The following is a 12,793-nucleotide window of genomic DNA, read 5'->3' on the forward strand; positions in this document are numbered from 1 at the left end:
ATGCAATAATTGCAAAGTTTTAAATATATGGCGCTCGGGGGTTTTAATGAACTTTTCTTTTGATCAGTTTGATGCTTTTTATGCGGCTACCAAAAAACTAGATTTCGACGATTATTTAGAGAATAGACCCGATGGGAGGCAGGTTGTTATTTTATCAACCCCATTTCCTGATATCAGTTTAGTTTTTACAAGAGAAGAATGGTACGAATTTTTTACTAAAATAGACGAAGCGTTGTACATGAAACGGGTTTATGAGATTGTGTATTACTAATTAACACTACAATTTTGTATGTTTGTTTCTTATTTATAAGTAATTTACGATACTACAAAACCAAAGCCTTTTTGATTACGTAAATACTTCAAACTGCAATCTTATGGAAAAAACAGCTACATTAATTAAAAGAGCATCCCTCAACGTAAATCAGTTAGATAGCATTAAAATTGGTGATTTATTATCTGATGAATATGGTAAATCGGGTAAAGTGTATGAAATCGAAAAAGTAAACCGCCATGGTGAATTTCATTATTACTTTAAATTATTTAAATCGGGTACCATCCTAATTATTCTTTAATTCCTTTCATGGTTAAATAAACCGGTAGGTAATATTATTGGTGTAAGGAGATGCCTTAAAACCTCGGGCTTTATTTTGCTCTGGGTTAAGCGGTTTTAGCGTATACTTCGTCATAAATTTCAGGAAGACAATTAAGACGGACACCGGCGTTGGTGATATACGGACCGCCGACTTTATAAGCCAAAAAGCTCCAGGTCGGTAGACCAGGAGCTTTTTATTTAACCTATTCTTTTATTAGAATTTGTAAGATAATGTAGTTACAAACTGGCGTGGCGGAATTGGATTCACACTGTAGTTCTCATGTACGAAATAGTTTAACTCATTGGTGATGTTTGAAATCTTAGCCAATAATGATATTTTTCTCCAAGAGTATCCTGCTGATAAATCAAGAGTGGTGAAGGCACTCAAAGGAATAATGCCAGTGGATGTTCCAGATTTAGTTTGATTTCTGCCGCCTAAACGGTCGCCTGTGTAGACTGCCGTTGCACCAAGTTTAAGTCCTTTAATTCCTCCCTCATAGAAGGTGTAAAACAAGGTTCCATTGGCAGTATTTTTAGTACTACCAACTACTCTTTCACCTTCAATTATACCTGTTTTGTCGAGAGTTTTAGTATAGCGGTAATAATTATAGCTATAACCTGCAAGGAAATTTAAACCTTTAACAATAGTTCCACTTAAATCGACCTCTAAACCATCACTGGCAGTTGCACCACTAAATTCACGTTTGGTCGCATCGGCCAAAGCGGCCTGTGCCAGGTTGCTGTTTTTTATTCTGTACACAGTAACATTCGCAGATAATTTACCCTGTAGAAAATCATTTTTAACACCAGCTTCATATTGATCTATTATTGATGGGGCCATTGGGGCGTCAGTAGCAATATCAATTCCTGTATTTGAAGTAAAGTTGTTTGCATAGCTAACATACACTGATGTTGTTTTTAATGGCTGATAAACCAATCCGAATTTAGGAGAGAATGCTTTGTCAATTTTGTCGATGGCTGTTCCTGAAGTTTCAACTCCATTAATTAGGTTTGTGATCGATGTTGTAGGTGTTTTTTGGAAAGTCCATCTTACACCCGCTAAAACTTTAAATTGTTTAGTAACTGCTATTAAATCCTGAACAAAGCCACCCATTCTAAATACGGGGGCAAATGTTCTTGTGGTATTGTTCGCCGTAGGTTCTATACCACTTCCAAAATAAGTAGATGGATCTAATAAATTTACATTTCCATAATTAAATGTAGCAGCATTATTGCTGTTGAAAGTAAAACCATTAGAAGTTATTCTTGATTGATCAGCATCTACCCCAATCAGTAATGTATGTTCAAATTTGCCTGTTTTAAACGCACCATTTAAATTAATTTGCTCATTATAAGTAAATTCTTTAGTCTTTGCTCTAGTAACCAAACGATTTGCAATGCCATCAGCTAAAAGTGCGAATGGGCGTTCTGCACTAAAATAATCACGGTTATATGATTGTAAATTAGCAATTACATTTAGTTTCCACTTCTCATTAAATTTGTGATTGATGTTTAGTTGAGTAGTAACCGTATTGGTGTTGTTATATGCCCATGGTGCATTAACAAATGCATTTCTACTAATATCTGCTATCTTATTGGCAACCGTCCCCACGCCAAAATCTGGTGTCATGTCGCTTTTTAAGTAATCACCCTGTAGTAGGACATCGGTTTTCYCGCTAATTTTATAAAGTAACGATGGGTTAACATAAACTCGGTTAGATTTAACACTATTCCTAAAGCTTGCAGCATCTTCATAAGTGCCGATTAAACGGAAAGCCAAATTTTTTGTAATCGGACCATAAATATCTCCTGATGGTTTGTACACATCATAACTACCGCCACGCATAGAAACTTCACCACCATTTTCGAATTTAGGTTTTTTGGTTATCAGGTTTACAACAGCTCCACCACTTACACCACCATAAAGCAATGCGGCACTACCTTTAAGTACTTCTACCGATTCTAATGTGCTCACTTCTGGCATGCCACCACTGGAAGCACGTGATCCATTTTTGAAGATGTTATTTGCTCCTAAACTGTAGCCTCTTGCAAAAAATGTTTCACCACTTACGCCACCTCTATTTTCACCATAAGCTACACCGTTTACATTTTTGAGCACATCGCTTAAGCGGTTTGCTTGTTGGTCGGCAATTACTTGGTTTCCAATAATCTGCACGGCCTGTGGAAGATCCATAGGGGCAATAGCAATTTTACCTAAGTTAGCTGGCTTTCTGTTTGGCGTTTTGTAACCGTTAATGGCTACTTCATCCAATTGAGATGAAGATTCYGCAATGGTGAAATCAGCATTTACGGTCTGACCAGCCGCTACAGTAATTGATTTTTCCTGAGCAGAAACACCAATAGCYGATGTTTTGATCGTATAGGTGCCGGGTGTTATATTTTTAATCGTGAAATTACCTTTCTCATCAGTTTGTGTAGTTCTACCAGTATTTTTTAAACCAACACTTACATAACTGGCAGGATTGCCATCGCTCGTTTTAATCGAACCCGAAACAGATCCGTTTTTGCTTTGCGCCATGGTATTACCTGCCAAAAACAGAAAAACAGCTATAAAATTTAAAAGAAAAGTAAATTTTTTATTCATCTTTATTTAGATTAATTCTTAGTTGGCGCAAAGGAAGCGTTTTTGCATCGGAATTACAAAATTATTTTTATTTGTTCTAAATAAGATTAGTTTTTGATTTGCTTTTTTGAAATACATAGCTTTTTTGAATGCGTATATTAGGATATACTAAATCAAATTATGCAAAATAGCGAAGACCATTTCTATTCCAATTTGCCCATTCATAAAATACCATTATATCAGTTGTTGATTCAAAATCAATTATTTGAAAAAGTGGTTGCTAGCTGGTGTGTAATCATCACCGATATTAAGCGTTCAACCGCTGCTGTAAATTCGGGCCTGCATGAAAATGTTAACCTTATTGCTACCGGAAGTATTGTTGCCGTACTCAATATTGCATTTAAAGCAAACATTTCGGTTCCATTTTTCTTCGGTGGCGATGGGGCTTCTTTTATTGTTCCGCCTAGTATTGTAGATGATGTGATGAAATCGCTGTTGAAATACAAAGATAACACCTTACGGAATTTTAACCTTGATTTAAGGACTGGGATTATGCCTGTTGAAGAAATTTACAAACAAAGCCATACGCTTAATATTTGCAGATTTAGTAGTGCTGAAACATTTTCTATCCCCATTGTTTTGGGCGATGGCCTGGCTTATGCCGAACAAATTATCAAGGGAGAGAATTACCTGTTAACGGGCCATGATACTGCAAGTAATGAAATCGATTTAAGTGGTATGCAATGCCGCTGGGATAAGATAGAACCACCCGAAAATAGTGATGAGGTGGTTACATTAATCGTTATAGCTCCAGAAATAACGCAGCAGGCAGCCGTATTCAGCAAAGTGATCCATCATCTTGATCAAATTTACGGAACACCCGAAAAGCGTCAGCCGATTTCAGTTTCTAAGTTGATTTTCAAAACAAGCTTCAATAGTCTGGGGAAAGAAATGAAACACCGAATTGGAAAAATTAAACTTTTTGAACTGATCAAATCATGGCTCATCAATATTTATGGCTATATCTATTTCCGAACGGAGCGTGGTAAAAAATACCTGAAACAGCTTGTAGAAATGTCGGATACGCTGGTGATAGATGGTAGAATAAATACGGTAATTACCGGAACCGCACAGCAGCGATTAATATTGCAGAAAGCGCTTAATCAGCTCGAAAAAAATAATGAAATTTTATACGGCCTCTATGTTAGCGGCGAATCGATCATGTCTTGTTATGTTAGGGACCTGGAAGATGATCACATTCATTTTGTTGATGGAGCAGATGGGGGATATACTCAGGCCGCGGGAGTACTTAAACAGAAAATAAGCGATAAATTAAATGCCAGATGATAAAAGGTTAATAATAGCCAAACTTTTGTAAAGGCCACTTGTATGATACTTAGTATAATTTGATTTTACCATACATATCAGCATCGTCGGGTTTTAACTTTTAATTATAAATGGAAAATTATTCAAGGGTTTTAAATAATAATCAACTTTTAGAGGTTCTTTCCTTATCAAAAGATGCAACAGCCATATACACATCCGAGCATATAGTAATCGAAATGGCCAATGATGCCATGATTGCTTTTTGGGGAAAAGACCGCTCTATTATCGGTAAACCTTTAGAAGATGCTGTGCCAGAGTTAAAGGGCCAGCCTTTTATCAATATGCTGAAAAATGTATTGCTAACGGGCATTACAGATAAAGGAGATGCTATTCAGGCCGAAACCCTAAGGGATGGGAGATTACAAACAGCTTATTATGCTTACGAATACCGCGCCATTAAGGATGAAGCTGGGATGCCTTATTGTATTCTTCATACCGCAAGCGATGTGACTGATATGGTTAATGCGAAAAATGCCATTAAAGAGACTGAACTGCAACGGGAAGCACYAGATCAGGAACAGATTCTAATCAGTATAAAGGAAGAGCGGCAAAAGAATGATTTCATCAGTATGGTAAGCCATGAGCTAAAAACGCCTTTAACCTCTATTAGTGCCTATGTTCAATTGATGCAGAGTCGGAGTTTAACAGATCTTTTTGTCGTAAATACTTTAGATAAAGTTCAAAAACAGATCCGGAAAATGAGTGCTATGATCACTTCCTTTTTAAATGTATCGCGTTTAGAATCAGGAGAAATTCACTTGAGCCTATCTCATTTTGATCTTGATAAACTGATTTGTGATCTTGTAGAAGATCTAAGGTTAATTCATCCTACTAATCAGATTAATTTTGCAGAGGGTGAGCCTAAATTAATATACGCCGACAAAGATAAAATTGGCTCTGTAATTTCAAATTTGATTAGCAATGCTGTAAAATATTCAGATCAGGGCAGTACTGTTTATGTTCAATCAGAAGCCTTGGGGAATGAAATACATGTTTCTGTAACAGATAACGGCATTGGTATCGAGGCTCATGATCTGGAGAAACTTTTTGATCGGTTTTATCGCGTAGAAAACCAGCAAACTAAAACCATTTCAGGTTTTGGGATTGGTTTATACCTAAGTGCAGAGATTATAAACTTACACCAGGGTAAAATTTGGGCAGAAAGTAATTATGGGGCCGGTTCTACATTTCACTTTTCGCTCCCCGTAAAGCGCTAATTCAAATCAAAGCCCTGATCTTGCATGATTAAATCGCAGTTAAAGTTTCGGGTTAGTTAAGAAAAGTAAAAGACTGGATTACAGGCTAAAATAAATCGTCATTTCGACTGGAGAAAAGTCCCGGCGTTAAATCCTACTGTGTGGACACATTTTTTTGATGTTGATTTTTTAGGCGTTTTGCTAACTTCCTCTGAAAACACATTGTTTTAACCGAAGAACGCCGTCAATCCCAAGGGCCGGAGAAATCAAAAAAACAGTTGCAGGAAAGAACAAATAGTACTGCCAAACCTAAACGCAGTGGTTTTGTGTTCATAAACGCTAATTTAAAGCTTTAAATATGTATTGAACACAAAACGAAGTGCCGCTGTTTTTTTGATGTGTGTAGGATTGTGTAAAAGGCCCATTGCTGGATTGATAGTAAATGTCTTTTAGCATCTGGAAAGATGCTGAAATAAATTCAGCATGACGATTGCTTTAGGAATGTGTGTTAAAAACAACTATAGAATTAACAAAAGATGTGTCCACACGGTAGGATGTTGAGTCGAAAGAGAAATCTTTGAACCATGTTTATTGGATTGTTCAAAGATTTCTTCTCCGAAGCAGTTCCTTTGGAACACTGCTGCCGAAATGACGATCGATTTTTTTAACTTAAAATTTCATCAATCAGTTTTACTTCAGCAGCACTAAATTTTATATTATCTAAAGCTTTAATTGAATCCGTAATTTGCTCTGGCTTACTGGCACCTATTAAGACTGTGGTAATTCTCTCGTCCTTCAGTATCCACGATAACGCCATATGTGCTAATTTTTGCCCACGCGATTTGGCAACATCATTTAGTTTGGCAATCACGGCTAATTTCTCGGGCGTAATATTGCTTTCTTTCAGGAAAATACCACTGGTGGCTACTCTTGAATCGGAAGGAATGCCGTGTAAATATTTATCGGTAAGTAGACCTTGTGCCAATGGCGAAAATGGAATACAACCCACACCATTTTTTTCCAAAACATCGAGTAAGCCATCTTCTACCCAGCGTTCGAACATCGAATATTTAGGCTGGTGGATTAAACATGGTGTACCGTTATCTTTTAAAATTTTGATGGCTTTTGCGGCTTCTTCTGCCTTATAATTCGAAATACCAACATACAAAGCTTTTCCCTGTTGAACCAAGAGACTTAAGGCTCCCATGGTTTCTTCAAGCGGAGTTTCATGATCTGGACGATGGTGGTAAAAAATATCAACATAATCCAGTTTCATGCGTTTTAAGCTCTGGTCTAAACTAGAAACCAGGTATTTTTTCGAACCCCAGTCGCCATAAGGACCATCCCACATGGTATATCCGGCTTTGCTTGAAATAATCATTTCATCACGATAGCCCCTAAAATCCTCATGAAGGATTTTTCCAAAAACTTCTTCAGCGGAGCCTGGAGGCGGACCATAATTATTTGCTAAATCGAAATGGGTAATTCCATTGTTAAAAGCAGTGTAGATTAGGTTTTTGCTATTTTCAAAAACGTTAACATGCCCGAAATTATGCCATAAACCCAACGATATCGCAGGCAATTTTATGCCACTGTTTCCACAACGGCGATATAGCATTTTGTCGTAACGGTCTGTTGAAATGATTTGATTCATATTTGGAATTTGATTGCCGCAATAATAATCAGTTTTACTGGATTTTAATTGATATTAGGTTAATATTATCTTCAAATCAGTAAAAACGCTGAAAGTTCAATTTAGCTGTATAATAATCGTCATGCTGAATTCATTCAACATTGTATTTAGCTCATCTTTAAAAAAGACCCTGAAATAAATCTGATGGTTATCGGATCAGGAAGACGATAAAAATAAATCAAAGATTTTCAATCGTTCAACAGTTTGTTATCACCATTTCTACAAATCGTATCATTGCTGATGTTTAATTAAATTATTCTTTAATAATATGCATTTTTGATTATTCTAAATCGTTTTTTTTTGTAAAGTTATGTCATATACTTATATTTAAAAACTTAATTAAAAATCTAAACCAAGTATTCCACTTTATGAAATTACAATCATTAACGAGCCTCGGTATGCTAGCTGTAATCGGCTTTGCATCTTGTCAATCCGGAACCAAAAAATCTTCATCAGCTGATAGTTTAAAAAACGACTCAATAGCCGTTGTAAAACTTGTTGCCGATTCTTTTAAAAAGGAAATTGATGGTAAACAAACAACGTTATACACCTTAAAGAATAAGAATAATGCGGAGGCTATTTTTACCAATTACGGTGGCCGTCTGGTTAGTTTAGTGGTGCCAAATAAAGATGGTAAGTTAGTTGATGTGGTAGTAGGTTTTAAAAGTATTAATGATTACGAAAAATCAACCGAGCCCTATTTTGGTGCAACTATTGGCCGATATGGCAACCGCATAGCAAAGGGTAAATTTACGCTTGAAGGTAAAACCTATTCGCTGTTTACCAATAATGGACAGAATACCCTTCATGGGGGAAAAAAAGGCTACCAATATGTTGTTTGGGATGCTTCTCAGCCAAATGCCAATACCTTAGTGCTTCATTACTTATCAAAAGATGGCGATGAAAATTTTCCAGGCAATTTAGATGTTAAAGTAACTTATACCTTAACGGATGATAATGAACTGAAAATGGACTACGAGGCTAAAACCGATAAAACTACAATTGTAAATTTAACAAACCACGCATTTTTTAATTTAAATGGTGATGGAAGTGGTGAGATTTTGAACCACGAGGTACAGATTTATGCAGATGAGTACGCGCCTGTTGATTCTACCCTGATCCCGACAGGAAAGATTGAAAAGGTTAAGGGAACACCGTTCGATTTTACCAAAGCAACTACCATTGGTGCGCGTATAAACGATAAAAACGAACAGTTAACCTTTGGGAAGGGTTATGATCATAACTACGTGCTAAATAAAACCAAAGCTATGGGCATGTTCCATGCGGCTACGGTTAAAGGAGATAAGTCGGGTATAGTGATGGATATTTATACGCAGGAGCCAGGCTTACAATTTTATAGTGGCAACTTTATGCAAAGTAAAAATACTTTTAAAACTGGTGCTAAAGATGATTTWAGAACAGCAATTGCATTAGAAACACAGCATTTTCCAGATTCACCAAATCAACCCGCTTTTCCGTCAACGGTTTTAAAACCTGGGCAGGTGTATAAAACAAGCTCGGTATATAAATTTACCAAATAGTTGTTTTGGTGATCTCCCAACAATGATGAAATTAAAGCGGCCTGTAGAAATGCAGGTCGTTTTAATTTAGAAAAGTTCTTGTAAAACTGGATCTGTATAATCTTCTATAAAAGCTATAATGTTGTTGTAAGCTGCAAATTCTTCTTTAGTATGCATGGTTGTAAGTACAACACATCTCATCCCGGCATTCTGTGCTGCTTCAACACCTTTTGGTGCATCTTCAAAAACTATGCATTGGCTGGCTGCAACGCCTAAAATTTCTGCTCCATTGGTAAAAGTTTCCGGATCAGGTTTACTATTTACCACATCTTCGGCACTTACTATGACTTCGAAATAGGAACGGATATTTAAATTATCGAGTACAAAATTAATATTGAAGGGAATAGCAGCAGAGCCAATCGCCATTTGAATGGCTGATTGTTTTGCTTTTTCTAAAAAATCGCCTAAACCTGCTATTAACGTTAAATGTTTTTTATAAGCAGCTTGATATCTATGCTCTTTTTCGATTGAAATCTGATCAATCTGTTCCTGAGAAAAATGACCAATACCAAAAACACGTTCTAACAGATCTTGGTTTTTACCGTACATCTGTTTTTTAACCGCATCGAAGCTAATACTTGCTCCTAAATCTTTTGTAAGTATGTTATGCCAGGCATGATTGTGGAAAGCCATATCGTTAATCATGGTTCCATTAAGATCGAAAAGAAAAGCTTTTGGTTTATTATWCGTCATGGCGGCAAAATTATCAGATTTTTTTATGATTAAGTAAAATATAGTTATCAAAGCGAAAATTTAACAAATAATTTATTCCTAAAAGTGGTGTTGAAAACGGATGGCCTGAAAAATAAATTTTCCACAACTGTAATTTTTTGGCTGTTGAACTCGTTTCCATATTTGGAAATCCGGTATTCAAGCAATAGCTTGCATCGTTTTAAAACCCCGGATAATATTATGACTGCTGCCCATCATGAAAGTGATCCTCTTATCAAGTATTTAAATGAGCTGCAGCCATTAAGAAAAGAAATAATTGAGCGGGCAAAAACTGAAACATTCAAAATCACCGTACGTAAGAATGAGATTTTGCCTGATCTTAGCAATATTAGTGGCGATTGTTTATTCTTTATTGTTAAAGGCTTGGTACGGGCTTTTGTACTGGATGAAGGAAAAGATATTACTGCCTGGTTAACTGACGAAAATCACCTGATTGGCAGTATTCGAAATCCAGGCAGCCTTGTCCCAACTTATCAGGAACAATATCAGGCGCTGGAAGATTCAGAACTGCTTATACTCCCATATCGTTTTATTGACGACTTGTATGTGCAATTTCCTGAAACCAACATTTTGGCCAGAAAATTATTGGCTATACATTACCATATGTCGCAAGAGCGATCTATTTTATCACGAATCCCCTCAGCAGAAATAAGGTACAAACAGTTTAAAATCGGGTATCCTACTATAAAGTCAAGGGTTCCTTTAAAATTTTTGGCCAGCTACCTGGGGATGCGAATCGAAACTTTAAGCAGGATCAGAAAGAAAGAAAAGACAGAAGAAAAGGCTTAATTTGCTTTCTTTTTGAAGTAAAAATAGCAAAGCGGGAAAAGGCAGATTAAGCCTAGCAGAAAACCACCAACTGTATCGGTAAACCAATGTGCACCCAGATAAATTCTGGATGGGGCAATGGTGATCATCAAAAATGCTGATAAATAAGTCACTATATTTCTAGTTAACTTCGGCACGTCTTTCAAAGTATTCATCAAAATAATCAAGAAGCCAAAAAAGAGGGTATAAGAAAGTACATGCCCACTGGGGTAGCTCTGAAAGCGGTTTATTTCCACCAGTCGTACATAAAATGCGGTAGGGCGTGGGCGGTTAATCACATTTTTTATACCCAGGATAATTAATCCAGACAAGAGCACCGTTGAAACGAATAGGCCTTCGCGTTTATACTTTTGCTGGTAAAATATGATTGCTACCACTACTACCGAAAGTAATGAATAGGGGAGTTCTCCAAAAAAACTGATGGCCAACATCAATTTATCTAACCAATCTGCATGATATTGCTGAATAAACAACGAAGTTTTAATGTCAAAATCAAGTATGGGATGCTGCGCAATGAAAAAACTTAAACAAGTAAATGCAGCAATCAGTAAAATGAGTATAAAAATTAGCGTATTTCGTTTTAAAAGCATAGGTATAGGTTGATCAAAAATCAAAACTATGTATTTTATACCAATAGATGCAAAATTTTCAGCTTTTTAGAAATGGATACGGTTTGAGGATCAAAATCGGTGAAAGTCTAAATTTAAGTATAAGAAAAGCTACAAGACCAAAAATATTCATCAAGGAAATAAAACGATTCATCAAGGAAATATGCCTATCTGTATAATCCGCTATGATATGTTGAAATGATTTTCAATCTTCGAATCAGATAATAAGGATATCTATGCTTACGAGGTTGGCAGGATTAATTTCCTGCCGACTGAAGGAGCACACCCTTCGACAATTTACTCATAAATTATACGTTTTGTATTAACGCTCCAGCCGAAGCGCCCTCCTTTAAATGAGGAGGTGCTTAGGTTGATCAATATCGCCCCTTTCTATCGCCAATTTTTTAAACAATTTATACCTATTATTGGTTTTCTTTGGTATGGAGCCTAAGCCATATAAAGATGAGGATATTAAAGTCCCCCGCTTTGAAGAAAGTGCCGGTTTTTACACCACTGCACAGCGGAGTAAAAATATGTCTAAAATTAGGGCGAAAAATAGCCTGTCCGAGTTAAAACTACGCAAGGCACTTTGGAGCAAACATGTTAGGTTCAGAATCCACCCTAAAAATTTTCCTGGCAAACCCGATCTGGTTATCAATAAGTACAGGCTCGCCATATTTGTAGATGGCGATTTTTGGCATGGTTACAAATGGGATGAAAAGAAATCAGCTTTAAAAACAAATTCTGGTTTTTGGATTCCGAAGATTGAACGAAATATGCAACGCGACAAACATGTTAACCAACAGCTGCATGCTCAAGGTTATACCGTAATGCGCTTTTGGGAACACGAGGTACAAGAAAGTTTAACAGCTTGTGTTAATCAGGTTTTACTTTATATCGAGGCGGCTAAAGCGGCAATAATACCGCAGTTTGATGATTAGGCTGTTTATTTTACGGTAATCTGCTTCGGATCGGTAACTAAAATCTGTTTTTTGCCCTTGTAATCAGATATAATTCCGGTAACACAGATTTTATTTCCCATAAACATACTCGAAGGTTCCGAAGGGAATTTACTCTGATCTTCTTTGTTGATGACTACGGTGATCAGCTCTTTTGGATAGGCACCACCTAAATTAATTAAAATTAATTTGTCTAAAGCTTTTGCGCTATACACCGAATCGCAAATGGTTACATTTTTACCAATATGTTGAGCGGCATCTTTGGCTAATACTAACGTTTGGCTCTTTGTATAAAATGCCGAAGCAATTAGCAACAACAGGAGAGATAATTTTTTCATAGATGGGATGATTTAAATGAAAAGTTAATAACGCCAAAAGCATTAGTTTAGCCTTTCAAAGGTAAGCTGAATTTCATGAAAATCAATAAATAAGATCAAACAAGCACAAATATTACATGAATTAGATTTTATGTTGAGCTAAAAATTTTCTAAATTGTAAAGTAAATATTGCTGGCCAAATATTTCTTCACGTTTATATGAAAGTAGATTACATTGCGTTATCTGTACCTGTGTTTTTTATTCTGATCGGAATAGAATTGGCTTATAATTTTTATAAAAAACTAAATTATTATCGGC

At 36.3% G+C, this 12,793-nt stretch carries 12 protein-coding genes; 7 read left to right on the forward strand and 5 right to left on the reverse strand.

What is annotated here, in order from left to right; all coding sequences use genetic code 11:
- Together AC1DND_RS15125 and AC1DND_RS15130 are read left to right on the forward strand one after the other, a co-directional pair.
- Positions 1 to 271: hypothetical protein (locus tag AC1DND_RS15125; protein ID WP_477582786.1), on the forward strand; the 271-nt coding region annotated here is incomplete at its 5' end.
- Positions 272 to 374: 103 nt separating this feature from the next.
- Positions 375 to 572: a hypothetical protein gene (locus AC1DND_RS15130; RefSeq protein ID WP_215127748.1), complete on the forward strand. Its 198-nt coding sequence runs from the start codon at positions 375 to 377 to the stop codon at positions 570 to 572.
- Between the two features lie 234 nt (positions 573 to 806).
- On the opposite strand, the gene AC1DND_RS15135 is transcribed toward AC1DND_RS15130, so the two are convergent.
- Positions 807 to 3,197, reverse strand: coding sequence for a TonB-dependent siderophore receptor (locus AC1DND_RS15135; protein ID WP_477582788.1), 2,391 nt, complete (start codon positions 3,195 to 3,197; stop codon positions 807 to 809).
- A 159-nt stretch (positions 3,198 to 3,356) separates the two neighbouring features.
- Between AC1DND_RS15135 and AC1DND_RS15140 the strand changes: the two genes are divergently transcribed.
- Both AC1DND_RS15140 and AC1DND_RS15145 read left to right on the forward strand, forming a co-directional pair.
- Positions 3,357 to 4,523 carry a DUF3095 family protein gene (locus AC1DND_RS15140; protein WP_477582790.1) on the forward strand — a complete coding sequence of 389 codons (1,167 nt, stop codon included), beginning with the start codon at positions 3,357 to 3,359 and terminating at the stop codon, positions 4,521 to 4,523.
- Between the two features lie 110 nt (positions 4,524 to 4,633).
- Positions 4,634 to 5,779 carry a PAS domain-containing sensor histidine kinase gene (locus AC1DND_RS15145; RefSeq protein ID WP_477582792.1) on the forward strand — a complete coding sequence of 382 codons (1,146 nt, stop codon included), beginning with the start codon at positions 4,634 to 4,636 and terminating at the stop codon, positions 5,777 to 5,779.
- A gap of 643 nt (positions 5,780 to 6,422) precedes the next feature.
- Here the strand turns inward: AC1DND_RS15145 and mgrA are convergent.
- On the reverse strand, positions 6,423 to 7,412 hold the full coding sequence (gene mgrA, locus AC1DND_RS15150; protein ID WP_477582794.1) for an L-glyceraldehyde 3-phosphate reductase: 990 nt from the start codon (positions 7,410 to 7,412) through the stop codon (positions 6,423 to 6,425).
- 407 nt (positions 7,413 to 7,819) lie between these two features.
- Between mgrA and AC1DND_RS15155 the strand changes: the two genes are divergently transcribed.
- On the forward strand, positions 7,820 to 8,992 hold the full coding sequence (locus AC1DND_RS15155; protein ID WP_477582795.1) for an aldose epimerase family protein: 1,173 nt from the start codon (positions 7,820 to 7,822) through the stop codon (positions 8,990 to 8,992).
- A 66-nt stretch (positions 8,993 to 9,058) separates the two neighbouring features.
- On the opposite strand, the gene AC1DND_RS15160 is transcribed toward AC1DND_RS15155, so the two are convergent.
- The gene (locus AC1DND_RS15160; RefSeq protein WP_477582797.1) at positions 9,059 to 9,724 is read right to left on the reverse strand and encodes an HAD family hydrolase; all 666 of its coding nucleotides are present in this window, start codon (positions 9,722 to 9,724) and stop codon (positions 9,059 to 9,061) included.
- 219 nt (positions 9,725 to 9,943) lie between these two features.
- Between AC1DND_RS15160 and AC1DND_RS15165 the strand changes: the two genes are divergently transcribed.
- A complete protein-coding gene (locus AC1DND_RS15165; RefSeq protein WP_477582799.1) occupies positions 9,944 to 10,552 on the forward strand; it encodes a Crp/Fnr family transcriptional regulator in 609 nt (202 codons plus the stop codon).
- Here the strand turns inward: AC1DND_RS15165 and AC1DND_RS15170 are convergent.
- The gene (locus AC1DND_RS15170) at positions 10,549 to 11,181 is read right to left on the reverse strand and encodes a phosphatase PAP2 family protein (RefSeq protein ID WP_029274642.1); all 633 of its coding nucleotides are present in this window, start codon (positions 11,179 to 11,181) and stop codon (positions 10,549 to 10,551) included. The genes AC1DND_RS15165 and AC1DND_RS15170 overlap by 4 nt on opposite strands.
- Positions 11,182 to 11,639: 458 nt before the next feature.
- Here AC1DND_RS15170 and AC1DND_RS15175 point away from each other — a divergent pair, with 458 nt between their 5' ends.
- Positions 11,640 to 12,140: a very short patch repair endonuclease gene (locus AC1DND_RS15175; RefSeq protein WP_477582801.1), complete on the forward strand. Its 501-nt coding sequence runs from the start codon at positions 11,640 to 11,642 to the stop codon at positions 12,138 to 12,140.
- 5 nt (positions 12,141 to 12,145) lie between these two features.
- On the opposite strand, the gene AC1DND_RS15180 is transcribed toward AC1DND_RS15175, so the two are convergent.
- Positions 12,146 to 12,496 carry a hypothetical protein gene (locus tag AC1DND_RS15180; protein ID WP_029274644.1) on the reverse strand — a complete coding sequence of 117 codons (351 nt, stop codon included), beginning with the start codon at positions 12,494 to 12,496 and terminating at the stop codon, positions 12,146 to 12,148.
- Between the last annotated feature and the right edge of the window lie 297 nt (positions 12,497 to 12,793).

It is taken from the genome of Pedobacter sp. 01N416 (assembly GCF_056399685.1).

Coding starts and splice junctions, on each gene's coding strand:
- AC1DND_RS15170 (WP_029274642.1), bottom strand. CDS start 11,181: ATGCTTTTAAAACGAAATACGCTAATTTTTATACTCATTTTACTGATT.
- AC1DND_RS15130 (WP_215127748.1), top strand. CDS start 375: ATGGAAAAAACAGCTACATTAATTAAAAGAGCATCCCTCAACGTAAAT.
- AC1DND_RS15165 (WP_477582799.1), top strand. CDS start 9,944: ATGACTGCTGCCCATCATGAAAGTGATCCTCTTATCAAGTATTTAAAT.
- AC1DND_RS15175 (WP_477582801.1), top strand. CDS start 11,640: ATGGAGCCTAAGCCATATAAAGATGAGGATATTAAAGTCCCCCGCTTT.
- AC1DND_RS15180 (WP_029274644.1), bottom strand. CDS start 12,496: ATGAAAAAATTATCTCTCCTGTTGTTGCTAATTGCTTCGGCATTTTAT.
- mgrA (WP_477582794.1), bottom strand. CDS start 7,412: ATGAATCAAATCATTTCAACAGACCGTTACGACAAAATGCTATATCGC.
- AC1DND_RS15140 (WP_477582790.1), top strand. CDS start 3,357: ATGCAAAATAGCGAAGACCATTTCTATTCCAATTTGCCCATTCATAAA.